This window comes from Bradyrhizobium sp. Ken01 (genome assembly GCF_055807355.1).
This window is the reverse complement of record NZ_JBVVPC010000051.1, coordinates 20,381-45,525: the sequence shown is the minus strand read 5'-3', so window position 1 is coordinate 45,525 and position 25,145 is coordinate 20,381. Positions and strand designations below refer to the sequence as shown.

23 protein-coding genes are annotated in these 25,145 nt (G+C 63.4%); 8 read left to right on the top strand and 15 right to left on the bottom strand.

What is annotated here, in order from left to right; all coding sequences use genetic code 11:
• Positions 1-108 precede the first annotated feature (108 nt).
• The 3 genes from galE (at position 109) to AC0L3S_RS33070 (ending at position 3,780) form a co-directional block, all read left to right on the top strand.
• Positions 109-1,122, top strand: coding sequence for a UDP-glucose 4-epimerase GalE (gene galE / locus AC0L3S_RS33080; protein ID WP_473283911.1), 1,014 nt, complete (start codon positions 109-111; stop codon positions 1,120-1,122).
• Between the two features lie 118 nt (positions 1,123-1,240).
• Complete coding sequence (locus AC0L3S_RS33075) at positions 1,241-3,043, top strand: ABC transporter ATP-binding protein (RefSeq protein ID WP_473283909.1); 1,803 nt, start codon at positions 1,241-1,243, stop codon at positions 3,041-3,043.
• 35 nt (positions 3,044-3,078) lie between these two features.
• The gene (locus AC0L3S_RS33070) at positions 3,079-3,780 is read left to right on the top strand and encodes a fumarylacetoacetate hydrolase family protein (RefSeq protein ID WP_473283907.1); all 702 of its coding nucleotides are present in this window, start codon (positions 3,079-3,081) and stop codon (positions 3,778-3,780) included.
• Positions 3,781-3,857: 77 nt separating this feature from the next.
• Here the strand turns inward: AC0L3S_RS33070 and AC0L3S_RS33065 are convergent, their stop codons facing one another.
• Positions 3,858-4,316, bottom strand: coding sequence for a YybH family protein (locus tag AC0L3S_RS33065; protein ID WP_473283924.1), 459 nt, complete (start codon positions 4,314-4,316; stop codon positions 3,858-3,860).
• A gap of 128 nt (positions 4,317-4,444) precedes the next feature.
• Here AC0L3S_RS33065 and AC0L3S_RS33060 point away from each other — a divergent pair, with 128 nt between their 5' ends.
• Positions 4,445-4,987: a Spy/CpxP family protein refolding chaperone gene (locus AC0L3S_RS33060; protein ID WP_473283905.1), complete on the top strand. Its 543-nt coding sequence runs from the start codon at positions 4,445-4,447 to the stop codon at positions 4,985-4,987.
• Between the two features lie 6 nt (positions 4,988-4,993).
• Here the strand turns inward: AC0L3S_RS33060 and AC0L3S_RS33055 are convergent, their stop codons facing one another.
• From AC0L3S_RS33055 to AC0L3S_RS33030, 6 genes are all read right to left on the bottom strand, one after another.
• Entirely contained in the window at positions 4,994-5,923 is a 930-nt protein-coding gene (locus AC0L3S_RS33055) for an aspartyl/asparaginyl beta-hydroxylase domain-containing protein (protein ID WP_473283903.1), read from the bottom strand.
• A 134-nt stretch (positions 5,924-6,057) separates the two neighbouring features.
• A complete protein-coding gene (locus AC0L3S_RS33050; RefSeq protein WP_007612486.1) occupies positions 6,058-6,213 on the bottom strand; it encodes a hypothetical protein in 156 nt (51 codons plus the stop codon).
• A 313-nt stretch (positions 6,214-6,526) separates the two neighbouring features.
• Positions 6,527-7,987 (bottom strand): flavin-containing monooxygenase, encoded by a 1,461-nt coding sequence (locus AC0L3S_RS33045; RefSeq protein WP_473283901.1) that lies wholly within the window; start codon positions 7,985-7,987, stop codon positions 6,527-6,529.
• 159 nt (positions 7,988-8,146) lie between these two features.
• Positions 8,147-9,568, bottom strand: coding sequence for an adenosylhomocysteinase (ahcY, locus tag AC0L3S_RS33040; protein ID WP_007601979.1), 1,422 nt, complete (start codon positions 9,566-9,568; stop codon positions 8,147-8,149).
• Between the two features lie 128 nt (positions 9,569-9,696).
• Positions 9,697-10,893 carry a methionine adenosyltransferase gene (metK, locus tag AC0L3S_RS33035; RefSeq protein ID WP_027519009.1) on the bottom strand — a complete coding sequence of 399 codons (1,197 nt, stop codon included), beginning with the start codon at positions 10,891-10,893 and terminating at the stop codon, positions 9,697-9,699.
• 60 nt (positions 10,894-10,953) lie between these two features.
• On the bottom strand, positions 10,954-12,309 hold the full coding sequence (locus tag AC0L3S_RS33030) for a hypothetical protein (RefSeq protein WP_018457294.1): 1,356 nt from the start codon (positions 12,307-12,309) through the stop codon (positions 10,954-10,956).
• Between the two features lie 173 nt (positions 12,310-12,482).
• On the opposite strand from AC0L3S_RS33030, the gene AC0L3S_RS33025 reads away from it, so the two are divergent.
• Positions 12,483-14,201, top strand: coding sequence for a caspase family protein (locus AC0L3S_RS33025; protein WP_473283899.1), 1,719 nt, complete (start codon positions 12,483-12,485; stop codon positions 14,199-14,201).
• Positions 14,202-14,373: 172 nt separating this feature from the next.
• Here the strand turns inward: AC0L3S_RS33025 and AC0L3S_RS33020 are convergent, their stop codons facing one another.
• The 6 genes from AC0L3S_RS33020 to AC0L3S_RS32995 form a co-directional block, all read right to left on the bottom strand.
• The gene (locus AC0L3S_RS33020) at positions 14,374-15,492 is read right to left on the bottom strand and encodes a cobalamin-independent methionine synthase II family protein (RefSeq protein WP_275169917.1); all 1,119 of its coding nucleotides are present in this window, start codon (positions 15,490-15,492) and stop codon (positions 14,374-14,376) included.
• A gap of 21 nt (positions 15,493-15,513) precedes the next feature.
• A complete protein-coding gene (locus AC0L3S_RS33015; RefSeq protein WP_473283897.1) occupies positions 15,514-16,230 on the bottom strand; it encodes an ABC transporter ATP-binding protein in 717 nt (238 codons plus the stop codon).
• Entirely contained in the window at positions 16,223-16,978 is a 756-nt protein-coding gene (locus tag AC0L3S_RS33010; protein WP_473283895.1) for an ABC transporter ATP-binding protein, read from the bottom strand. The genes AC0L3S_RS33015 and AC0L3S_RS33010 overlap by 8 nt, the downstream gene beginning before the upstream one ends.
• Entirely contained in the window at positions 16,975-18,003 is a 1,029-nt protein-coding gene (locus tag AC0L3S_RS33005; protein ID WP_473262032.1) for a branched-chain amino acid ABC transporter permease, read from the bottom strand. The genes AC0L3S_RS33010 and AC0L3S_RS33005 overlap by 4 nt, the downstream gene beginning before the upstream one ends.
• An 8-nt stretch (positions 18,004-18,011) precedes the next feature.
• On the bottom strand, positions 18,012-18,881 hold the full coding sequence (locus AC0L3S_RS33000) for a branched-chain amino acid ABC transporter permease (protein WP_473262030.1): 870 nt from the start codon (positions 18,879-18,881) through the stop codon (positions 18,012-18,014).
• Positions 18,882-19,086: 205 nt separating this feature from the next.
• Positions 19,087-20,277 (bottom strand): ABC transporter substrate-binding protein, encoded by a 1,191-nt coding sequence (locus AC0L3S_RS32995; protein WP_473283893.1) that lies wholly within the window; start codon positions 20,275-20,277, stop codon positions 19,087-19,089.
• A gap of 523 nt (positions 20,278-20,800) precedes the next feature.
• Here AC0L3S_RS32995 and AC0L3S_RS32990 point away from each other — a divergent pair.
• On the top strand, positions 20,801-21,085 hold the full coding sequence (locus AC0L3S_RS32990; protein ID WP_247290188.1) for a hypothetical protein: 285 nt from the start codon (positions 20,801-20,803) through the stop codon (positions 21,083-21,085).
• A 41-nt stretch (positions 21,086-21,126) separates the two neighbouring features.
• Here AC0L3S_RS32990 and purU read toward each other — a convergent pair whose 3' ends face one another.
• The gene (gene purU / locus AC0L3S_RS32985) at positions 21,127-21,990 is read right to left on the bottom strand and encodes a formyltetrahydrofolate deformylase (RefSeq protein ID WP_456769068.1); all 864 of its coding nucleotides are present in this window, start codon (positions 21,988-21,990) and stop codon (positions 21,127-21,129) included.
• 155 nt (positions 21,991-22,145) lie between these two features.
• On the opposite strand from purU, the gene AC0L3S_RS32980 reads away from it, so the two are divergent.
• Together AC0L3S_RS32980 and AC0L3S_RS32975 are read left to right on the top strand one after the other, a co-directional pair.
• Positions 22,146-22,985 carry a uroporphyrinogen-III synthase gene (locus tag AC0L3S_RS32980; protein WP_473283891.1) on the top strand — a complete coding sequence of 280 codons (840 nt, stop codon included), beginning with the start codon at positions 22,146-22,148 and terminating at the stop codon, positions 22,983-22,985.
• Positions 22,986-23,114: 129 nt separating this feature from the next.
• Complete coding sequence (locus AC0L3S_RS32975; RefSeq protein ID WP_473283888.1) at positions 23,115-24,377, top strand: MFS transporter; 1,263 nt, start codon at positions 23,115-23,117, stop codon at positions 24,375-24,377.
• A 13-nt stretch (positions 24,378-24,390) separates the two neighbouring features.
• Here AC0L3S_RS32975 and AC0L3S_RS32970 read toward each other — a convergent pair whose 3' ends face one another.
• The gene (locus tag AC0L3S_RS32970; protein ID WP_035975127.1) at positions 24,391-25,065 is read right to left on the bottom strand and encodes a Crp/Fnr family transcriptional regulator; all 675 of its coding nucleotides are present in this window, start codon (positions 25,063-25,065) and stop codon (positions 24,391-24,393) included.
• Between the last annotated feature and the right edge of the window lie 80 nt (positions 25,066-25,145).

The following is a 25,145-nucleotide window of genomic DNA, read 5'->3' as shown; positions in this document are numbered from 1 at the left end:
AAGTCCCTATACGCAACATTAAGCATAGTGACCAGTTCAGCCGCGCCGATACCCACTCTTCACCACGTAAACGTTAGCTTGGAGCGTTGATCGAAGACGGGTGAGATCATGACTGTGCTTGTCACCGGCGGTGCCGGCTATATCGGAAGCCACACGGTTCTGGCGCTGGCGGAAGCCGGCGAGGACGTCGTCGTGATCGACGATCTCTCCACGGGTTTCTCGGCCTATCTGCCCGAAGGCGTGCCGCTGTTCATTGGCGATGCCGGCGACGAGAACCTGGTCGAAGGCGTGATCGCCCAGCACAACATCGAGAGCATCATCCATTTCGCGGGCTCGGTGGTCGTGCCGGATTCGATGCGCGATCCGCTCGGCTATTACCGCAACAATTTCACGACCGCGCGCAACCTGCTCAATGTCGCGGTCAAGCGCGGCATCGACCGTTTCATCTTCTCGTCGACCGCGGCGGTCTACGGCGATCCGGACCAGGTGCCGGTGCCCGAGCATGCGCCGACACGGCCGCTGTCGCCCTACGGTTCGTCGAAGCTGATGACCGAGATCATGCTGCACGATGTCGCCGCCGCCTACGGCATGCAATACGTGACCCTGCGCTATTTCAACGTTGCGGGTGCCGATCCGCGGGCCCGCATCGGCCTTGCCACCGTCGGCGCCACGCACCTGCTCAAGATCGCGGTGGAAGCCGCAACCGGCCAGCGCGCCAAGATCGACGTGTTCGGCACCGACTATCCGACCCCGGACGGCAGCTGCATTCGCGACTTCATCCATGTCACGGACCTGTCGCAGGCCCATCGCTCGGCGCTCGCCTATTTGCGCAACGGCGGCGCCTCGACGACGCTCAATTGCGGCTATGGCCGCGGCTACTCGGTGCTGGAAACCATCGACGCGGTACGCCGTGTCTCGGGCCGCAGCTTCGCCGTGCAATACGCCCCGCGCCGGCCCGGCGACATCATGACCATGGTCGCGGACACCAGCCGCATCCGCGGCCTGCTCGACTGGAAGCCGCAATACGACGACCTCGAGACCATCGCCGCCCATGCGCTGGCGTGGGAGGAAAAGCTGTTCCGCGAGCGCCACGGCGAGCTCCGCCACGCCGCCTCGGCCTAGATTCCATTCCAGCGCAAGCCCTTAATTGGGCTTGAAAAGCGCCGGCTTAGCGGGCACAGAGGCCGTTCGATCCCTGACGCGCGGGCAGGCTTATTCCTGTGCCGTCAATGGACTGCGGATGGCTCAGTTTCCAAAGAAAATCACCGACGATCCCTATGCGGCAGCGGTCCTGATTCGCCGCCTGGTCACGGAACAGGGGATCATCTATTGGCGGCGCTATCTCGTCGCCTTCGCGCTGATGGCGCTTGCCGCCGGGTCGACCGCGGGCGCGACCTACGTGCTCGGCCAGGTCATCAACCAGGCCTATGTCGACAAGAACATCCCGGGCATCGCGATGTTCTCGGGCATCACGGTGATCCTGCTCTTCATCAAGGGCGTGGCGACCTACGGTCACATGGTGATCCTGACCAAGATCTCCAACGCGATCCTCGCCACCAACCAGCGTCAGCTGTTCGCCAAGCTGATGCGCGAGAGCGTCGGCTTCTTCTCCGAGCGGCATTCGTCGGAATTCCTGGCGCGGCTGACGGCCGGCGCAAAGTCCATCACCGATGTCCTCAACATGCTGGTCAATGCGGTCGGGCGCGACCTCATGATGTTGCTCGCCATGATCGGCGTGATGGTGTGGCAGGATCCGGTGATGTCGTTCATCGGCCTCGTCGCGGTGCCGCCGGCGATGCTGGTGCTACGCAAGCTGGTCAAGCGCATCAAGGGCCTCGCCTACAACCAGTTCACCGGTACCGCCGACATTCTCGAGACGATGCAGGAATCGCTGCAGGGCATCCGCACGGTCAAGGCATTCACGCTCGAAGACACCATGCAGACCCGCATCGACGAGAACATCGCGATCGTCGAGCGCAACGCCAACAAGATGGCCCGCGTCGCCAACCGCTCCAATCCGCTGATGGAGATGCTGGGCGGCTTCGCGGTTGCCGGCTGCCTGCTTTATGGCGGCTACAGTGTGGTCGCGCTCAACGCCACGCCCGGCGCGTTCTTTTCCTTCATGACCGCCTTCCTGATGGCGACCGAGCCGGCCAAGCGGCTGGCGCGGCTCAACATCGACCTCAACAGCCAGCTCGTCGGCGCCCGCATGCTGCTCGAAGTCGTCGACAGCCCCGCGAGCGAGCATTCCGACGACGACAAGCCGGCGCTGAAACTGTCGACTGCGCGCATCGAGCTGCGCGACGTCAGCTTCTCCTATCGCAACGGTGAGACCGTCCTCAACCGCATGAGCTTTGTTGCCGAGCCCGGCAGGGTCACAGCATTGGTCGGCCCGTCCGGCGGCGGCAAATCGACCGTGCTGGGATTGCTGCTGCGCTTCTACGAGGTGACGCAAGGCGACATCGTGATCGACGGCCAGTCGATCGGCGCCGTCTCGCGAAAATCGCTGCGGGCCCAGACCGCCTATGTGGGACAGGACGTCTATCTGTTCCGCGACACCATCCGCAGCAACATCGCCTTCGGCCGCGCGGGCGCGACCGAAGACCAAATCATCGATGCTGCGAAAGCAGCCTGCGCGCATGATTTCATCATGGGATTCCCGCTCGGCTACGACACGCCCGTCGGCGAGCACGGCACGCAACTGTCCGGCGGCCAGCGCCAACGCATCGCGGTCGCGCGCGCGCTGATCAAGAACGCGCCGATCATCCTGCTCGACGAAGCCACCGCCGCGCTCGATTCCGAGTCCGAGCGGCAGGTGCAGGAGGCGATCGAGCATCTCTGCCAGAGCCGCACCACCATCGTGATCGCGCATCGCCTGCACACCATCATGCACGCCGATGCGATCCTGGTGGTCGAGGGCGGCGAGATCGTCGAGCAGGGCCGGCATGACGAGCTGCTGCGCCGCGGCGGCCGCTACGCCTCGTTCTTCCGCCTGCAACATCACGACGCCGGCGCTCTGGCGCCGATCAGCGCAACCGCATAGAGTTCCTTTCACCTCACGAGCAGCGAGATCGCACCATGAACGCCGCCTCCTACGTCATCCCGCTTCCGACCCAGGCTTCGCTTCCCGTCGTCGGAGAAAACGGCCGTTATCCCGTGCGCCGCATCTGGTGCGTCGGCCGCAACTACCTCGAGCACATCCGCGAGATGGGCAATGACGAGCGCGCGCCGCCGTTCTTCTTCGCCAAGCACGCCGACATGCTGGTGCCCGATGGCGCCACCATTCCCTATCCGCCGCTGACCAAGGATCTCCATCACGAGGTCGAGCTGATCGTCGCAATGAAGAGCGGCGGCCTCAACATTCCCGCCGACAAGGCGCTCGACCATGTCTACGGCTATGCCGTCGGCATCGACTTGACCCGCCGCGACCTCCAGATCGCCTCGCGCAAGAAGGAACGTCCGTGGGAGGTCGGCAAGTCGTTCGACTATTCGGCGCCCTGCTCTGCGGTGCAGCCGGCATCCAAGATCGGCCATCCTGCCAAGGGCAAGATCTGGCTCACGGTCAACGGCAAGGAAGCGCAGAAGGGCGACCTCACCGAGCTGATCTGGAATGTGCCCGAGATCATCTGGCAGCTCTCGCAGCAGGTGAAGCTCGCCGCCGGCGACATCATCATGACGGGCACGCCGGCCGGCGTGTCGCAGCTCCAGCCCGGCGACAAGCTCGAATGCGGTGTCGACGGCGTCGGCACGCTGAAGGTCTCGATCGGCCAGCCGGAGTAAGGCTTACGGCGGCTCGAAATAACGAGGCCCCGGACATGTCCGGGGCCTTTTGCATTTTGATGACGGACGATGCCGATCTACCAGGCCTTCACCGGCCGATTGGCGTGGCTTGCCTGCGGCACACCGCGATTGAGCGACATGTGGGAATGCACGCACAGCCAATCATCGCCATGTCTTGAAAACACCATCGTGGCCCGGCCGGGGCGCGGAAACGCGCTGCCGTCGGGATGATAGCCCGTGCTCGTCCACGGCACGATCACGGTCGCCATCGCGCCATCGGGAGACGCCAGGATCGAGGCCTGGTCGATGACGAAACGGAAGTCGGCCGTTTTCGGCCAGACGTTGTCCCATTGCGTGGCGACCCATTGGTCGAGGCCAGGAATGACGTCGTTGTGCGTGCCGAAGGCCAGCACATCCGGATGGAAGAGCGGCCGCGCCGAAGCATAGTCGACCTCGCGGACATAGCCCGCGAAGGTCTCCAGCCAGTGGAGAAAGAACTGCGTGATCTCGGTATTCGCGGTCGGCAAGGAGGCCATCGCCTGCTCCATGTTCGGCAACTCAATCACGGCAATCTTTGTTGCCATGAGGCGAACCGTCCAGCAAGATATGAAGAGCACCGGTGGAGATCGACGACGAACCGGGCCGATTTCATGGAGCCAGACTCATGAGACGCCTTCTCCTGCTTGCAGCCACGCTTATCGTCTCGTGCAACGTTGCCGGCGCGCAGTCCAGTCAGCCCTATGCCGGCCTCGAGCAGCGGCCCATCAAGGCGCTGTCGCAGCAGCAGATCGACGATCTGCGAGCCGGACGTGGTATGGGTCTGGCGCTTGCCGCCGAGCTCAATGGATATCCCGGTCCGAGCCATGTTCTCGAGTTCGGTGATCGGCTTGATCTGACCGCCGATCAGCGCATCCAGGTTCAGCGCCTCTTCGATGCCATGAAGCAAGAGGCGGTCCCGCTGGGTAACAAGCTGGTCGAGCAGGAGACGGAGTTGGACCGGCTCTTCTCCGCCCGCGCCGTGACATCGGAGTCACTCAAGGCGACCCTCGTCGCCATTTCGGAAACCCAGGCAGCGCTCCGCGAAAGCCATCTCAAATATCATCTGTCGACAACAGCCTTGCTCGACCGGAGCCAGATGCAACGATACGCGGAGCTGCGCGGTTACCAACGCCCTGATGGTTCCGAAGAACACAAGCACCATCATTAGACGCGATCACTGCAGTGCCGACAGCACGATGAGGCCGAGGACCAGGGCCGTCAGCGAATACTTGAGCGTGTAGTAGACGTTGCGATTCCATGCCTTGACCTTGCGGCTCGCAAGATGGACCTCGTAGAGCTTGCCGAACACCTCGTTGAGCAGGCCGACGCTCTCGCTGTCGACGTTCTGGGTCGCGGAAGCCTTGACGATGTGATGGCTGACCCAGCGGTTGATCGCGGTCATGAAGCCGTATTTCATCGGACGCTCAACGTCGCAGAACAGGATGATGCGATTGACGTCGGTGGCGTTCTCGGCGCTGTGGATGAAGGTCTCGTCGAACATGAAGGCCTCGCCGTCGCGCCAGACGCATTCGACGCCGTCGACCAGGATGCGGCACTTGTTCGAGTTCGGCGTGACGAGGCCGAGGTGATAGCGCAGCGAACCGGCAAAGGGATCGCGGTGAGCGCCGAGCCTGCCGCCCGGCGGCAGCATCGCAAACATCGCACCGTGCACGCTCGGAATGGAGTTGAGCAGGTCCACCGTCTTCGGGCACAGCGTGCGCGCCGAGGGCAGGAAGTCGTCGTACCATTTCAGGTAAAAGCGCTTCCAGCCGCTCTTGAAGAACGAGTAGAAGCCCCAGTCGTTGTTCTTCGCCGCCGCGCGAATGAAGCCTTCGTCGAACAGGCGAACGGCCTCGTCGCGAATGGTCTCCCAATTTTCGCTGAGGGCTTTCAGCTCCGGAAACTGATCGACCGGGATCACCGGCTTGTTCGGCACCGCCGAGGCCACGTACATCAGCACATTGTAGGGCGCGAGATAGGTCGAGTGGTCGCCCAGCTGGCGCGCGAAGCGCAGCCGCTGCTTGCCGCGGAAATGTACGTAGATCGTCGATGCCGCCAGCACATAGAGAATGACGAGTTGCGGCGCAAAAAGTTGTCTGAACATCTCCCCCGTTCCCCGGTGATTTTACCGGGGACGTGATCTATCCCGACGCGACCCGAGCGGCAAGATATTCACCGGAGGGTTGCAATCACGCTCCGGAGATCAGGGATTGGAAGTTGGAGCCGAAACGAGCCGAATCAGGCCCGTGACAGCGCCTGGAGACCCTTGAAGGTCAGGCGCTTCGGGTCGGTGACGCCGGCGAGATACAGGCGGCGGATGAACGCGATGACGGCGTCGCGGTCGCAATCGGTCAACGCGACGACGGCGTCGACCGCGATTCTCTGGGCTTCCATTGGGCTCACCTCGGCCTTGCAAGTAACCCCGGCCGAGACAGGCTAGGACTCCGCGGTTAATCCGGCGTTAACCGTTCGGGCAGCATGGCCGATTCACCCGAGCGGCCGTATACGCAAAACAACGCATTGGCGGTTGCGATCCTTAGCGGGCGCCGATGCGCTTCTTCAGGAGGGAAACGACGCCGGGTGCGGCGTCGCTCACCGCGGAGGAGACTTTCTTGTGCTGTTCGGGCTCGGCGGCGACGCAGTTGTTCTTGCGCTCGCGATCGATCTGAAGCTGGCGCTTACCACGCGCAAAACACGACGGCGGCGATCAGGAATATTGCATCACGCCATCGTCGATCCGGCCGAACCGCAAGGAGACGATGTCGAGCGCGTAGTTCTGGTAGAGCCGCCACGGCTGCTTCGAGCCTTGCTTCGGCATCTTTGCGACCGAGCGCTGCACATAACCCGAGGTGAAATCGAGCGACGGCTGGGCGGTAATCGTGGGATCGTCGTTATGCGGCATGCACTGCCGGAAATTGTGCCGGTCCATGTAGTTGATCAGCCGACAGACATACTCGCAGGTCAGGTCGCATTTCAGCGTCCATGATGCGTTGGTGTAGCCGAAGGCGGAGGCCATGTTAGGCACGTCGGCATACATCATGCCCTTGTAGGTCAGCGTGTTGGCGAAATCGACGGTACGGCCGTCGACGCTCACCTCCAAACCGCCGACCACCTGGAGCACCAGTCCCGTCGCGGTCACGATGATGTCCGCCGCAAGCTCGCTGCCGTCCTTCAGGCGGATACCATCGTGCGTGAAAGTGTCGATCTCTTTGGTGACCACGGAGGCGCGCTGCTCGCGGATCGCCTTGAACAGGTCGCCATCCGGCACGAGGCAGAGCCGCTGGTCCCAGGGATTGTAGCGCGGCGTGAAATGGGTCGCGACATCGTAGTCGGGACCGAGCGCCATCTGCACGCCCTTGAGAACCAGCCCCTTCACCTTCGCAGGGCGGCGCCGACTGAGCTGGAAGAAGAACATCCCCCACATCACGTTGCGCCAGCGGATCAGGTGATAGGCAAGCCGCGTCGGCAGATTGCGCCGCAATTTGTTGGCGACGGGATCCTGCGCCGGGCGCGACACCACATAGGTCGGCGAGCGCTGCAGCATGGTGACCTGCGCGGCCGTCTTGGCGAGCTCTGGCACCAGCGTCACCGCGGTCGCGCCCGAGCCGATCACGACGATGCGCTTGCCCGCGCAGTCGATGTCGTCGGTCCATTTCTGCGGATGCACGATGCGGCCGGCGAAATCCGCGACGCCCGGAAACTCCGGCGTATATCCCGCCTCGTATTTGTAATAGCCCGAGCACATGAACAGGAAATTGCAGGTGAAGCGCACGATTTCTGCCAGGCCCTCGCCGGTGACGCGCTCGGCCTCGACGGTCCAGCGCGCCTCACTCGTCGACCACGCCGCGCGCTTGACACGATGGTGGAAGCGGATGTGCTTCTCGATGCCGTTCTCGGCCGCGGTTTCGCGAACGTAGTTGAGGATTTGCGCGCCATCGGCGATCGCCTTCGGATCGGTCCACGGCTTGAAGGAATAGCCGAGCGTGAACATATCGCTGTCGGAGCGGACGCCGGGATAGCGAAACAGATCCCAGGTGCCGCCGATGCAGTCACGGCCTTCAAGAACGACGTAGGTCTTGCCCGGGCATTTGGTCTGAAGATGATAGCCCGCTCCGATGCCGGATAGGCCGGCACCGACGATCAGCACGTCGAAATGGTCTTGAGCCATTGCTTCCTCCGCCGCCAAGGATTGTCAGACCGGGATCATTGCTCGTCAACTGGCAATCGGCCCTGACACGACCACGACGAGACACGTGCGTCGCGCTCGATACAACAAAGCCCCGGATCGCTCCGGGGCTTTGCGTCGATAATAGATACGATCAGCGGATCAGTAGCGGTAATGGTCCGACTTGTACGGACCTTCCTGTTTGACTCCGATGTAGTCGGCCTGGTCCTTGCGCAGCTCGGTGAGCTTGACGCCGATCTTGGCGAGGTGCAGGCGCGCGACCTTTTCGTCGAGCGACTTCGGCAGCACGTAGACTTCCTTCTTGTACTTGCCGTCCTTGTTGTTGGCGAAAAGCTCGATCTGCGCCAGCGTCTGGTTGGTGAAGGAGGCCGACATCACGAACGACGGATGGCCCATCGCATTGCCGAGGTTCACGAGGCGGCCCTCCGACAGCATGATGATGCGGTGCTTGTCGGGGAACTCGATCTCGTCGACCTGCGGCTTGATGTTGGTCCACTTCAGGTTACGAAGACCCGCGATCTGGATCTCGTTGTCGAAGTGACCGATGTTGCAGACGATGGCGCGATCCTTCATCGCGCGCATGTGCTCGATCGTGATGATGTCCTTGTTGCCGGTCGCGGTGACGAAGATGTCCGCGCGGGGCGCGGCGTCTTCCATCGTCACGACTTCATAGCCTTCCATCGCCGCCTGCAGCGCGCAGATCGGATCGACTTCGGAGACCATGACGCGGCAGCCGGCCTGGCGCAGCGAGGCGGCCGAACCCTTGCCGACGTCGCCGAAGCCCGCAACCATCGCGACCTTGCCGGACATCATCACGTCGGTGCCGCGGCGAATGCCGTCGACCAGCGATTCACGGCAGCCATAGAGGTTGTCGAACTTCGACTTGGTGACGCTGTCGTTGACGTTGATGGCCGGCCATAGCAGCGTGCCGGCCTTCTGCATGTCATAGAGACGATGCACGCCCGTGGTGGTCTCTTCGGAAACGCCCTTGATGCTCTTGGCGATCTCGGCGAAGTAGCCCTTCGGCTTCTCCTTGAGCTGCTTCTTCAGAAGCGCAAAGAAGACCTCCTCTTCTTCCGAACCCGGCTTGTCCAGGAACTTGGTGTCGCCGTTCTCGGCGCGCAGACCGAGATGGACGTACATGGTGGCGTCGCCACCGTCGTCGAGGATCATGTTCGGGTGACCGCCGCCGTGCCAGTCGAACAGCTTGGCAGTGTAGTCCCAGTATTCGGTAAGGCTCTCACCCTTGACGGCGAACACCGGAATGCCGGCGGCTGCGATCGCCGCCGCGGCGTGGTCCTGCGTCGAATAGATGTTGCAGGAGACCCAGCGGATGTCGGCGCCGAGCGCTGCCAGCGTCTCGATCAGCACGCCGGTCTGGATCGTCATGTGCAGCGAGCCGGCGATACGCGCGCCCTTCAGCGGCTGCTTCGGGCCATACTCTTCGCGGGTGGCCATCAGGCCGGGCATCTCGGTCTCGGCGAGCGAGAGCTCCTTGCGGCCGAAATCGGCGAGCGAAATGTCCTTGACGATGTAATCGGTGAAGCCGGGCTTCGCATTCATTGCGGGCGTCCTGTTGTTGAATTGGTCGATCCGGGTCGCCCTGGAGAGGCGAACCCGGAATCTCGATGCGATGGATTAAGAATTCCGGGCTCGCCACTGTCGCGGCGCCCCGGAAATGACGTCGGCGATCAGACCGCGCGCTTGAGCGCTTCGACGAGATCGGTCTTCTCCCAGGAGAAGCCGCCCTCGTTGTCGGGGGTACGGCCGAAATGGCCGTAGGCGGAGGTGCGCGCGTAGATCGGGCGGTTGAGATCGAGATGGCTGCGGATACCACGCGGGGTGAGATCCATCGCCTTGGCGGCGGCCTTCTCGAGCTCAGCCTCCGACACCTTGCCGGTGCCGTGGGTGTCGATGTAGATCGACAGCGGACGCGCCACGCCGATGGCGTAGGCGAGCTGCAGCGTGCAGCGATCCGCAAGACCGGCCGCGACGATGTTCTTGGCCACGTAGCGTGCCGCATAGGCGGCCGAGCGGTCGACCTTGGTCGGATCCTTGCCGGAGAACGCACCGCCGCCGTGCGGGGCCGCGCCACCATAGGTGTCGACGATGATCTTGCGGCCGGTCAGGCCGGTGTCGCCATCAGGACCGCCGATGTAGAACTTGCCGGTCGGGTTGATGTGCCAGATGGTCTTCGCCGTAATCCACTCCTTCGGCAGCGCCTCGCGCACATAGGGCTCGACGATGTCGCGAATCTGCTTGGACGAGATGTCCTCGACCAGATGCTGGTGCGACACCACGATCTCGCGCACGCCGACCGGCTTGCCGTTCTCGTACTGCACCGTGACCTGGCTCTTGGAGTCCGGGCCCAGCACCTTCTCACGGCCGGAGTGGCGTGCTTCGGAGATAAGGCGCAGGATCTTGTGGGCGTAGAAGATCGGCGCCGGCATCAGATCCGGCGTCTCATTGGTGGCGTAGCCGAACATGATGCCCTGGTCGCCCGCGCCCTCTTCCTTGACTTCGCCCGGCTGCAGCGCATCGACGCCCTGCGCGATGTCGGCGGACTGCGGATGCAGCAGGATCTCGATGTCGGCCTTCTGCCAGTGGAAACCTTCCTGCTCGTAACCGATGTCCTTGATCGCGGCGCGCACGACACCTTCGATCTGCTCGTTGGTGACGGATGCGGGACCGCGGGTCTCACCGGCGATCACGACCTTGTTGGTGGTCGCGAGCGTTTCGCAGGCGGCACGGATTTGCCAGGGATCGATGCCTGCTTTCGGTCCTTCGCGGTAGAACAGATCGACGATCTCGTCGGAGATCCGGTCGCACACCTTGTCCGGATGGCCTTCGGACACGGACTCGCTGGTGAAGAGATAGGACGCGCGCATCAGTAACCCCTTGTTCCGCCGCTAGCTGGCGGGCGTTGCGATATTTAGCTTTGAATGATGTCAATCACGCCGGCGCGAGATGACGTAGGATTCGTCGAGAAACCAGAGCCCATTGTACTTTCGCAGCACGTCCCTGGCGGCATCCAGAGTGCGGCCGTTTTGAGTCATTTCCGTCAACCGGTCGTCCTCAATCTGAGCCACATACACCGCCGCATTCCAGGCTGCAAAGGCCGTCGAGGTTCCGATAGTGCCCGTCACCTCGTTGGGCAGCGCTTCCATATCATACCTGAAGATCGAGCGGTTATCTGCGTAAGCATTAAAATTTAGGTCGCGGCCCACCGAGCCGAGCTCGTACTTCACCGCGCGCAATAGCTCATGACGGCTCACCGAGAAAGGATTTTCTCCGGGCCAGATCGCCTGGATCATCTCCATGCCCGGATCTTGGCCGTGGGAGTGAATACCGATCAGGCGGCCGCCTGCCCGCAAAGCCCGCGCCAGGGGCGCAATGATCCGTTTTGCCCTAAAATTGACCGAGGACAGCGCGCGGTATGGCTGGGATGCAATAACGAGGTCGAAATTGGCCTCGGCCTGGCCCGGCCGTGGAATGGTCGAATCGAGCAGAAACCGCTGGTCTTCACGGTAGAGCACCAGCACGACAGGCCGCTCATAGAGCGGCATTCCCGTGCGCGGGCTGACCGCCGCGCGCCAGTTCTGCTCCAAAAACGGCTTCAACTCCGCGATCTGCGTCTCGAACTCGCCCGAGGAAGCCCCCCGCAGGGGAACCTCATGCCAAACGGTCGCGGCGGCCGCCGCGGGCGATGCCGGCGTGAGCCAGGGCGCCTCCGCGTAGAGCATGTTGGTAAAAACGAACACCGAGGCCGGATGCTCGAAAATGCGATCCGGCACCTTGTCCAGCGTCAGGCGGAGGTCCTCAAGACTGAGCTCCTTGCCGGCGACGTAGAACGGCATGTGCGGAAAGCGCTGATGCATCGAGCGCAGCACGCGCGCCAGCACCGTGCCGTCGCCAACGCCGGCATCGAACACGCGCAGCGCCGGCGGCCGGGGATGGATGCTGGCAAGCTCCAGGGCCACGCGCTCGGCGACCACCCGCTTCTCACTGCAAGTGTGGACGAACAGCAGGTATTTCTGGCGATTCTCGAAAAAGCGGAAATTGCCGCGCGGATCGCGCTTTTCCGGCGGCACCTGAAGCCCCCGGGGCGGAGGCACGCCGCCGGCCATCGATGCGGCCATGTAGGCCTGAATCCGGTCCAGGGTGTCGATCGTGATGCGCTTGCCCTCGCGCAGGCGGTGCACGAGCTTCCCATCGTTCACCGCGCGCCGGCCGAACGTCGACTCCGCCATGTCCGCCTTACGGCAGAACTCGGTGATTTGGCTCAGGATTTCGTCATTCTTCATGAAGTGGGACGCAGTGGGCAGAAAGGTTGGGTAATGCCTCCTAACAAAATCTGCCCACCAAGGGAATAGGGATAGAGCCGCCCCCGTTTGCCATGTGCACAACAGCGAGGCCGTGAACCACCTTCCCCTGCCGGGCAACAAACAGACGCCTCTCCTCTACGGGACCACCGCCAATGCGTCGCCTGCTCGTCGCGCTCTGCCTGCTCGCCGCAACCCTGTGGTCGGCGCCCGCTTTTGCGCAGGCGCGCAACCAGCTTGGGCCGCTCTGCACCACCGACACCACGCCGGCAGACCAGATGATCGACGCCTGCAGCAAGATCATCGCGCTGAGGGTGTTCAAAGGCGAGCAGCTCGCGACGGTCTACTTCTGGCGCGCGGTGGGCTGGAATAAGAAGGGCGATTACGCCAAGGTCATCACTGACGCCACGGAAGCGGTCCGGCTCCATCCGAGCCAGGCCGTCTACAACCTGCGCGGCTCGGCGTATTACGACAAAGGCGACTACGAGATCGCGGTCGCCGATTTCGACGACGCGCTGAAGCTGGGCCCGCCGAGCGGTATCATCTTCCACAATCGCGGCAATGCCTGGCGCGGCAAAGGCGATTACGCCAAGGCGATCGCCGACTACGACATGTCGATCAAGGCAAATCCAAAATCGGCGTTCTCGTTCCAGAACCGCGGTATCGCGAAGGAGGCACTTGGCGATCTCGACGGCGCGCTGACCGACATCAACCAGGCGATCCGGCTCGACCCGACACTGCCGCAGCCGCTGATCAACCGGACCGCGATCTGGCGTGTCAGAGGCGATTACGATCGCGCGATTGCCGACGGCAGTGAAGCGATTCGGCTCGCGAAGGACAAGCCGCCCGTCAACATCATGACGCCGCCGAACAGCGTGCTGATCTCGGGCTACACCCATCGCGCGCTGGCCTATGAGGCGAAAGGCGATTACGCGCACGCGAGCGACGACTACAAGGCTACGCTGGCGATCGCGGCGTCCGATGCCGGCAGCAAGGCCAATCAAGCCACCGCAAAGGTGCGGCTGTCGCTGATCACCGACGCAAGCGCACCGATCCCGCGCGATGCGCCGTCACCGACGACCGAGCCGGCAAAGACAGCGGTTCCCCAGCAGACCGGTGCCGCGCCGCTCCCCTCGCCTGCTCCGGCCGCGCGCGGCACGCGCATGGCGCTGATCATCGGCAACGGCGCCTATGCGCATGTCAAGGCGCTGCCCAATCCTCCCAATGACGCGCGCGCCGTCGCGAAGAGCCTGCGCGATATCGGCTTCACCGTGTCGGAAGGCGTCGATCTCGACCGCGCGGCGATGCAAAGAATGACGCGTGACTTCTTGCGGGAGGCGGCGCGGGCGCAGGTCGTGGTGGTCTACTATGCCGGCCACGGTGTGCAGGTCGACGGCCGCAACTATCTCATTCCCGTGGACGTCGAACTCAAGCCGGGCGCGAGGATGACGGACGCGATGATCGACATGGACACGATCATGGCCGGCCTCGACGACCAGGTCCGCACCAACATTTTGATCTTCGATGCCTGTCGCAATAATCCGATGGCACAGCAGGTCGCATCGGCCGGCACCAACCGCGCCATCGAAGCTGCCTCGGGCCTCGCGGCGCCAACGAGCCTGGGATCCGGCGCGACGCTCGGCGCCGGCACGCTGATCGCGTTCGCCACTGCGCCGGGCCAGGTCGCGCTCGACGGCGAAGGTGCCAACTCGCCGTTCTCCGCCGCGCTCTCCCGCCATCTCGGCACGCCCGGCCTGGAAGTGCAGCAGATGCTGACACGTGTGCGGGCTGAGGTGGTGTCGACCACGAAGAACAAGCAGGTGCCGTGGTCGAACTCGTCGCTGCTGGGCGAAGTTTATCTGGCGGAGAAGTGAGAGCGTCGTTTGCGCCCCGCTTGTCAGGGGCGCGGTGCCACCCGCCACTCGTTCGGTGTCATCGCCCGGCTTGACCGGGCGATCCAGTAATCCGAGATAGCGAGAGATGCGGAAAAGCTGCGGCGTACTGGATTCCCCGCCTGCGCGGGGAATGACAGCGGAGCAAAGAGGCTCAATTGCCCCACACTTCCTTCGCGATCTCCACGGCGAGGCTGAGCTTGGCCCACTGCTCCTCTTCGGAGAGAACGTTGCCCTCTTCCGTCGAGGCGAAACCGCACTGCGGGGAGAGTGCGAGTTGCTCCAGCGGGGCGAACTTGGCGGCTTCCTCGAGACGGCGCTTGATCGCGTCCTTGTTCTCGAGCTCACCGAACTTCGAGGTGATGACGCCGACCACGACGACCTTATTGCCCTTGGGCAGGAAGCGCAGCGGCTCGAAGCCACCGGCACGGTCGCTGTCGTATTCGAGGAAATAGCCGTCGTAATTGGTGCCGGCGAGCATGGTCTCGGCAACCGGCTCGTAGCCGCCTGAAGAAATCCAGGTCGAACGGAAATTTCCGCGGCAGACATGCGTCGTCACCACCATGTCGGCGGGCTTCTCGGCCAGCGCGTAGTTGATGACGCGCGCATAGATCTGCTGGAGACCCTCGGGATTGTCGCCGCGCTCGCGTGCCTTCTGCAATTCGTCCGGCGAGCAGAGATAGGCCCACACGGTGTCGTCGAACTGGAGATAGCGGCAGCCGGCGTCATAGAACGCCTTCACGGCCTTGCGGTAGGTCTTGCCGAGATCTTCGTAGAAGGCGTCGAGATCGGGATAGACGTCCTTGGAGATCGCCTTGCGGCCGCCACGGAAGTGCAGCACCGCCGGCGACGGAATCGTCATCTTGGCGGTGACGTGGGCCTGGTCGGCGACCTTCTTCAGGAAGCGGAAGTGATCCAGCATCGGGTGGTCATCGGGGAAATCGAGTTTGCCGATCACGCGCACCGCGTCGTGCCGGGTCTCGACGCCCGCGAACTGGATGCCGGTGTCGGGGTGGAACATTTCGCAGCCGGTGAGCTTGGCCAGGAAATCGAAATGCCACCAAGAGCGGCGGAATTCGCCGTCGGTTGCGAGCTTCAGGCCGAGCGAGGCCTGCTTATGCACGACCTTCTCGATCTCCATGTCCTCGATCTTGCGCAGATCGTCGGCCGAGATCTCGCCCTTCTCCAGCCTGGCGCGGGCTTCCTTGATCTTGGCGGGACGCAGGAGGCTGCCGACCTCGTCGGCGCGGAAGGGGGCTTTGGTTCGCTGCATTCTTAAACTCCCGTGAATTTTTTAGTGGGCCGCCGCCCCTGCAACGCCGAGGTGGCGCTCGAGGACCGACGGGTCGGCCTTCAGCGCGGCGCTCGGGGCGTCGTGGACGATCGTTCCGCGCTCCAATATCACAACACGGTCTGCCAGCCCCAGAATCTTTTGGGCATTCTGCTCGACGATGATCGAGCAGATGCCGCCGGCCCGCGTGATGGTCCCGATCGCCTTCAAGAGCTCGTCGACGATAATGGGGGCAAGGCCCTCGGTCGGCTCGTCCAGGAGGAGCACTTTCGGATTGAGGGTCAGCGCGCGGCCGATTGCCAGCATCTGCTGCTCACCGCCGGAGAGCTGGTTGCCAAAATTGCTCCGCCGCTCCTTCAGCCGCGGGAACATCTCGTAGACCCTCTCGACGGTCCAGGGACCGGGCTGGGCCACTGCGGACATGTTCTCCTCCACCGTGAGCGAGCGGAAGATGTTGCGCTCCTGCGGCACCCAGCCGATCCCGGCGCGGGCCCGCTGGTCGGGCCGCAAGGTGGTGACGTCGGTACCGGCCAGCCCGACAGTGCCGGAGAAGCGCCGGGTGACGCCGACGATCGAGTTGATCAGCGTGGTCTTGCCGGTGCCGTTGCGCCCCAACAGCGCCAGCACCTGGCCTTCGGCAAGACGCAGCGACATGTTCGGCAGCACCACGGCTTCGCCGTAGCCGGCGCGAAGCGAGTCGATCGCGAGCAGGTCAGACATTGACCGCCTCCTCGCCGAGATAGACCGCCTTGACCTGCGCGTCGCGCGCGACCTGCTCGGGCGGGCCTTCGGTGAGCAGGGCGCCGGAGACCAGGACGGAGATGCGGTCGGCGAAGGAGAACACGAGGTCCATGTCGTGCTCGATCAGCAGCACGGTCACGTCGCGCGGCAGGCTGCCTACGACGGCGAGGATGTCGTGGCGCTCGCTCTCGGGCACGCCGGCGGCGGGCTCGTCCAGCAGCAGCACGCGCGGCTTGGCGGCGATCGCCACCGCGATCTCGAGCAGGCGCTGCTTGCCATAAGGCAGCGTCACCGTCTGTTCGTTCATCGCATCGAGCAGGTGGAAGCGCGTCAGGAGGTCGGCGATCTCGCCGTTGACGTCGCTGCGCGTGCCCATCCGCCGCCACCAGTCGCCGCCATGGCCGAGGCGCTCGGAGACAGCGAGACCGATGGTTTCGAGCGGGGTCAGGTCGGGATAGAGCTGGTTGATCTGGAAGGTGCGCGACAGGCCGCGCAACACGCGCGTGTGCACGGGCAGATCGGTGATGTCCTGGCCTTCGAGCAGGATACGGCCCGAGTTCGGCTTGAGCACGCCGGTGAGCTGGTTGATGACCGTGGTCTTGCCGGCGCCGTTCGGGCCGATCAACGCGTGGCGGGCACCTTGTTCGATCTTTAGCGACAAGTCGCGGGTGACACGCAGACCGCCGAATTGCTTTTCGAGATTTTGGGTTTCGAGCGCGATGGTCATGCGTCGCTCTCCGGCACGGCGACGACGGCCTTGCGCCCGGCTATCTGCTTGATGACCAGATTGGGCAAATACAGCATCCAGCGATGCAGGCGCTGGCGGCCGACCAGGACGATCACGACCAGCACGAGGCCTATCCAGAACTGCCAATATTGCGGGGTGATGGTCGAGAACAATTCCTGGAGCATACGAAATAGCACCGCGCCAATCAGCCCGCCATAGAGATAGCCGGTGCCGCCGATCACGAGCACCAGCATCAGGTCCGCCGAGCGCTCGAAGGAGAACACGTCGAGCGAGGCGATCGCGGTGGTCTGGGTGAACAGCGCGCCTGCGATGCCGGCATAAAATGCCGCGAGCGTGTAGATCGCAATCAGGCGGCGGTTGACGGGGATGCCGATGGCGGCCGCGCGGAGCGGGTTGTTCTTGATCGCCCGCAATGACAGACCGAACGGCGAGTGCACGACGCGGCGAGCGAACAGGAACAACAGAAACAGAACGGCGAGCGAATAGAAGAACCCGGTCTTGCCGAACATGTCGAATGGGATCTCGCCGAAGATCGGCTGCATCTCGATACCCTGCAGACCGTCGGTGCCACCGGTGATGTTGGAGAAACGTTCGGCCAATGCCTCAAGCAGCAACGCGATGCCGAGCGTCACCATCAGCCGCGTCAGATCGACGCCGCGGATCACGAGGAAGCTGGTGGCGAAGCCGAGCACCATCGCGACAAGGCCGGCGACGACAAGCGCAAGCACGGGCTCATTGATGATCCCGTGCAGCGCAAGAAGCCCGGCGGCGTAAGCGCCGACGCCGAAGAAGGCGGCATGGCCGAGCGAGACGATGCCGGCGTAGCCGAGGATCAGATCGAGCGACATCGCAAACAGCGCGAGCCGCAGGATATCCGTCATGATCAGGTAGCGCGTAGGAAATACGAAGCCGCAGGCCAGCACGATCAGCCAGAAAGCGGCCTCGCCATAGTGCCAGCGTGCCTGGCGCTGGGCGTGATAGCCGACGTCGGAGGAGGCGCTCATCGGGGAACTCAACGCGCGGCCGTGCGGCCGAACAGACCGTTCGGGCGCCAGATCAGGATCACGATCATCATGGTGTAGATCACGAAAGGTCCCATCTTCGGGACGTAATATTTGCCGGCGACGTCGCCGATGCCGAGCAGCAGCGACGCCAGAAACGGGCCGGTGATCGAGGACGAGCCGCCGACGGTGACCACGATCAGGAAGTAGATCATGAACTTCAGCGGAAAGTACGGGTCGAGGCCGAGGATCTCGGCGCTCAGCGCGCCGCCGAGACCGGCCAGGCCGCAGCCAAAGGCAAATGTGAAGGCGAACACCTGCGGGACGTTGATGCCAAGGCCGCTCGCGGCGCGGGGATCGTCGACCGCGGCGCGCAGGCGGCTGCCGAACCGCGTCTTCGCCAGCACCATCTGGAGCGCAATGGTGAGCAGCCCGCAGATCACGATGATCATCAGCCGGTAGCGGCCGATGCCGACGCCGAACACGTCGAACTGGCCCTGGAGCGCGGTCGGCAAGTTGATGAAGACCCGCGACGAGCCCTGGATGTAATCGACCGCCGCGACCGACATGAAAGTCAGGCCGATCGTGAACAGCACCTGATCGAGATGGCCGCGCGCATAGAGGTGTCGGTACAACGTGCGCTCGAGGACGATGCCGATCGCAGCAGAGGAGACGAAGGCAAGCGGCAATGCAGCGAAGAATGGCCAGCCCATCCGGTTGACCAGCACCATGCAGACATAGCCGCCGGCCATGGCGAAGGCGCCATGGGCGAGGTTGACGAAGTTCATCAAGCCGAGCGTGACCGCGAGCCCGCAAGCCAGCACGAACAGCAGCATGCCGTAGGCAACGCCATCGAACAGGTTGGTGAGGATTGAGGTCATCGAGGGTCGATAATCATCTCAAGTGTAACCGAGGGCCATGCTGCGCTCCCTCTCCCGCTTGCGGGGGAGGGCTGGGGTGGGGGTGCCTCCGCAATGAACGCTCCCAATGTGGAGAGAGCCCTCACCCGGCGCTTTGCGCCGACCTCTCCCGCAAGCGGGAGAGGTGCAGCGAGTTCGGGGCACGCGCCGCGCAAACGACACGACCTTATTTCTTGGTCTTGCCGAGATCCTTGACGGCCTCGAAGGTCGCGAACTCGACGTTGTAGAGCTCGCCGTCAACCTTCTCGACCTTCCGGATGTAGATGTTCTGCACGATGTCGCGCGTCTCGGGGTCGATCGAGATCGGCCCGCGCGGGCTCTCCCACTTCTGGCCCTTCATGGCTTCGACCAGCTTGGTGCCGTCGGTGTCGCCATTGGTCTTCTTCAACGCTTCGTAGATCAGGTGAATGCCGTCATAGCCGCTCACCGCCATGAAGCCCGGCCGGTTTCCGTACGCCTTCTTGTAGGCCGCGACGAAATCCTTGTTCATCTGCGAGGGATGCGCCGCCGAATAGAGGTGCGCGGTGACCGTGCCCAGCACGGCGTCGCCCATGTTGTTGAGGAGGTCGTCGTCAGTCACGTCGCCCGGTCCGATCACCTTGATGCCGGCCTTGTCGAGTCCGCGTTCGGCATACTGCTTCATGAAGTTACCGCCCTGGCCGGCCGGCACGAACACGAAGATCGCGTCAGGCTTGGCATCCTTCATACGCTGGAGGAACGGTGCGAAATCGGGATTGGCAAGCGGCGTCTTCACCTCTTCGACCACCTCGCCGCCACCGGCGGTGAAGTTCTGCTTGAAGAAGTTGAGCGCGTCATTGCCCGGCGCGTAGTCCGAAGTCAGGGTCGCCACCTTCTTGATGCCGTTTTTCACCGCCCAGTCGGCGATGATGGTGGAGGACTGCGCCAGCGTAAAGCTGGTGCGCACGATATAGGGCGAGCGCTCGGTGATGATGGAGGTGCCGGCTGCCATCACGACTTCCGGAATCTTGGCTTGCGTGGCCAGCGGCGCCGCAGCGAGCGCGGCCGGCGTCACGCCGAAACCCGCAATGAAATGGACCTTGTCGTTGACGATCAGCTCCTGCGCGGCGGTCTTGGTCTTGTCGGGAATCGCAGCATCGTCCTTGAGGATGATCTCGATTTTCTTGCCGGCGACGGTGTCGCCCTTCTGCTGCATGTAGAGCTTGATCGCGTTCTCGATCTGCTTGCCGGTCGAGGCCTGGCCGCCGGTCATCGGCAGGATCAGGCCGACCTTGACGCTGTCCTCGGCCTTGACCGGAGCGATGGCCACCAGGCCCGCGATGGCGGTAGCTGCTGCGGCCCAAACAGTCGTACGAGACAGTTGTTTGCGTTCGAACATCAGATGTCCCTCCCCTTCATTCCTGATCTCTTGTGCGCCGGACCGAGTGCCCGGTCCTTGCCTTAAGTCGAGCTCACGCACGCGTGATGTCGCGCGCCACATGGCGTCTTTCGCGCCCTTATTGTCAATCGGACGTTTGGCGACCATTCGGCGCAAGCCGAGCCTTCCGATTGCCGACGGCAGAAGCGATATCGGGTCACGTCCGGGTAACCCCGGCATCACGATTGCGGCCGCGATCTTTTGTACGATTGTACAAACAAAATGGACCTGTCAACGAAAAAGCCCTATCTCCGATCAAACCACTTTTGTCGCGAGCTCTTGCCGCAGTCTAGAAACGCTGTCAGCCGGGTGGATGGAGGATTTCGCCTTTTGTTTGCAGAATTTGAACATCGGCAAGGCCTGGGTCGGCACAACCCGGTATCAAATTACCTACCTCGAATAAGTCTATTTTACCTTGTTGAAGGCTACTCTCCCGACGACAGCCTAACCTGGCGTCCAACACGACTGACCTCGCCTCCGTACAATGCCCAGATCCGCCCGTTCCCTCCTGATCCTCCTCGCGCTCTCCGCGGGTCTGTCCGGCTGCGGCACCGTCAACGAAAAGCTCTCGTCCGGCATGGGCGACTACGTCCCGCAATGGGCCGGCGGCTTGCCGGCGGACGCCCCGCCGCGGGCGGGCACGCCGCAATACGATGCCTTCATGAAGGAGCGCGAGCGCAAGCGGCTGATGCCTGCAGCGGATCGCGAAAAGGAAGAGCAGGCGCAAAAGGGCGCAACGGGCTCAGCGTCCGGCGCTGCGGTGCGTTAAGTCGCGCCCCCTCGCCGCTTGCGGCGAGAGGTGGGGACAAATCAATCCACGAACACCACGGTCTTGCGGCCGTTGAGGATGACGCGGTCGTTGAGATGGTAGCGGATCGCGCGCGCCAGCACGCGGCGCTCGATGTCGCGGCCCTTGCGGACGAGATCCTCAGGCGTGTCGCGATGGCTGATGCGCTCGACGTCCTGGTCGATGATCGGGCCCTCGTCGAGGTCGCGCGTGACGTAATGCGCGGTGGCGCCGATCAGCTTGACGCCACGCTCATGAGCCTGGTGATAGGGTTTTGCGCCCTTGAAACCCGGCAGGAACGAGTGGTGGATGTTGATGCAGCGTCCCGACAGATTTGCCGAGAGATCGTCGGACAATATCTGCATATAGCGGGCGAGCACGACGAGATCGGTCCCGGTCTTGGCGACGAGATCGAGGATCTGCGCCTCCTGCTCGCGCTTGGTCTCTCTCGTAACAGGCAGATAGTGGAACGGAACCCCGCCGAAATCGAGCCCGTCATAGACCTCGCGCGGATGGTTGGAGACGATTGCGGCCAAAGTCATCGGCAGCTCGCCGGTGCGCCAGCGATAGAGGATGTCGACCAGGCAGTGGTCGGACTTCGACACCAGCAGCATCACCTTGCGATGCGCGGCCCGATCGCGCATCTGCCATTCCATGCCGAAACGCTCGGCGATCGCCGTAAAGCCGGTCTGGAGCGCCGACAGCTCCACCGCGAGATCGGCGGCGGTGAACACCACCCGCATGAAGAACTTGTTGGTCTCGGTGTCGTCGAACTGTTGGGCGTCGAGGATGTTCTGTCCGGAATTCGCCAGGAAGGTCGACACCGCCGAGACGATGCCGGGACGATCCGGACAGGACAGGGTCAGGACATATTGATGATCTGGCATGGTGTTTGAAACAATGGGCCTTGATGAAGGTTTGGGCAACGGCTGCGGAACGCCCCGCGATTTGCGCCTGCTCTATCACCGACCCCACCTTGCGCCAATCCCGACCGTGGAGTCAGGATGAACGCACCATTGCTTTGACTGACCGGAGTAGGCTCATGGCCGACCGCTTGAACGGCACCCGCATCCTGATCCTGGAAACGCGCGAGGAGGCGCAGTTTTCGAAGCTGCTGGCCGAGCAAGGCGCCGAGGTCGTGCAATGCCCGATGTTCACCATCCAGGATGCACCGGACCCCGCCCCGGTCGACGCCTGGATCCGCCGCGCCATCGACAAGCCCTTCGACGATCTGGTGTTGATGACCGGCGAAGGGCTGCGGCGGATCATGAAGCTCGCCATCGCGCGAGGGCTCGACCAGGCTCTCGTGGCGGCGCTTGCCAGATCACGAAAATTCACCCGTGGCCCGAAACCCGGCAAGGCACTGCGCGAAGTCGGGCTCGAGGCGCAGCAGACCACGGAGAAGCCGACCACCGAGGGCGTGATCGAGATGCTGGGCACTCTCGATTTGAAGGGGCACCGCCTCGGCCTGCAGCTCTATCCCGAGAAGGATCACAGCGCGCTGACCGGTGCGCTGTCGGCGCAAGGTGCCGAAGTCGATACCGTGCTGCCCTATGCCTACGATTCCAAGGCGGCGGATGCCAGCATCGTCGCCGCCATCGACGACATGGCCGAAGGGCGGATCGATTCCATCGCGCTAACCAATCTCGGCCAGGTCCGACGGCTGATCGAAGCTGCGAGAGCGCACGGCAGCGAGGCGAAGCTGCGCGCGGGTTTCGAGCGCACCTTGATCGCCTCGGTGGGGCCGGCTGTCTCGGGCGAGCTCGCCGCGCATGGCCTGCGCACCGACGTCTCGCCGCCTGAGGAAGCCTATTTCATGCGGCCCTTGATCTCGGCCATGGCGGCGGCGCTGGCGGAGCGGAAGCGAGCTCCTGCGCATTGATCGCGCTTCGTCGGCGAGCATGGCACTATGCGGCAGCGCCGATTGACACCGGGATCGTCGGGGTTACCCTGCGAGCAGAAAAACGAATAACAAAGGGCAGGGAATCGCCGTGATACCCGTCGTCGAGAGTTGAGCACGACCATACGTCTTTCCGCGCTCGCGCCATTCCGCATCCGCAACTATCGCTTCCAGTGGCCGTCCGATCTGCTCACCTCCTGGGCATTCGAGATCGAGACGCTGGTGCTCGGCTGGTACATCATGGTCGAGACCGGCTCGGTGCTGCTGCTCACCGTGCTTGCGTCGCTCCAGTTCGTCGGGACGTTGGTGGCGCCGGTGTTCGGGATGATCGGCGACCGCGTGGGTCATCGCGATCTCCTGGTCGCGATGCGTCTTGCCTATATGGTGCTCGCTTCGACCATCATGACTCTGGCACTGACCGGTCACCTGACACCGCCAAGCGTCATGATCATCGTCGCGATCATGGGCCTGATTCGCCCCTCTGACCTCGGCGTTCGCGGCGCGCTGCTTGCCGAGATCATGCCGACCGAGCAACTGGTGGGCGCCATCAGCGTTGCGCGCACGACCCAGGATAGCGCGCGCATCGCCGGCGCGTTGACCGGTGCCGGGCTGTTCGCCGTCCTCGGCATTGGCCTCGTTTACGTGGTGATCGTCTGCCTCTATCTCGCGGCCGCGCTGCTCATGCTGTGCCTGACCCGGCCAAAAAGGACCATTGTCACGACTCATCTTCCGGCAGACAGCCGCGCTGTTTCGAGATTGCTGGGCGATTTGAAGGAAGGGATCGTCTACGCCTGGAATGGACCGGGAATGCGCGCGGCGCTGTGCGTCGCCTTCCTGGCCAATCTGACCGCATTTCCCTTCACCGGCGGATTGCTGCCCTACATCGCGCGGGAGATCTTTCATACCGACCAGACCGGCCTCGGTTATCTCTCGGCGAGCTTCGCCGTCGGCTCGCTGATCGGCTCCATCACACTCAGCCTCGTCAGCGGATTGCGCATTGCCCGGCTCCTGATCGGCGCGACGCTGGCCTGGTACGCCATGCTGCTGGTGTTCGTCGAGATCAGGACCATGCCAGTGGCGATGGCCTGCCTCGTGCTCGCCGGCATCGCCCAGAGCATGTCGATGATATCAGCTGCCGTGATCCTGATGCGGACGGCCAGCGCACACCTTCGTGGCCGCGTCATGGGCGTGCGTATGATGGTGATCTACGGCCTGCCGCTCGGATTGCTCGCGGCCGGCAGCTTGATCGACATCATCGGTTATTCCGCGACGGGGTCGCTCTATGCCGTATCGGGGTTCATCGCAATGATGGCGATCGCGGTGCGCTGGCGCGCGGACCTCTGGCCGGTGCACGCCCCCGCCAATACGCGATGACGAACGAGGAACTCTAGTCCCCGTAACCCCGCAACCGCTCGATATCGAGGATGGTGACGCCGCCATATTCGAGCCGCAGCAGCCCCTCTTTCTCCAGCCGGTTCAGCGCACGGTTGGCATTCTGGCGGGACATGCCGGAAAGCGCGCCGATCTCTTCCTGGGTGATCTCCAGATGCGCGGTGGATTCCGGATAGAGGATCGGATTGAACAGCGAGGCGATGCTGCGTGCAAGCCGCGCGGTCGCATCCAGCGTGCGGTTGACTTCGAGCATGCCGATGAACTGGCCGAGCCGCTCGTTGAGCTGGCGCACCAGGAAGCGGTTGAAGCCGACGCTGTTCTCGAACAGCCACATGAAGGCGCTGCGCTCCATCAGTGCGACGCGGCTGTTGCGCAGCGCGACCACGTCATAACGGCGCGGCTCGTTCTTGAGCACGCTGCCCTCGCCGAACCAGGCCCCTGCCGTCAGCCCGGCAAGACTCGTCTCCTTGCCGTCGCGCGAGACTCCGCCCATCCGGGCAAGGCCGAAGACCATGCCGGCCCAATAGTCGAACGTATCGCCGCGCATGAAGACGGTCTCGCCGGTGCCGTAGGACCGCTCCGTGATCCCGCCACGAGCGACCGCGATCTCCGCTTGCGTGAGCTCGCGCGACCAGGCAGCGACGCGCTTCAGTTGATCCTCTGAAATCATGATCCCGAAGCCAGCCGCACCGTTCGTCACTCCTGTTCTGCTGCAATGCAGCATGACCGTTTCGGCTACCATCCGACGAA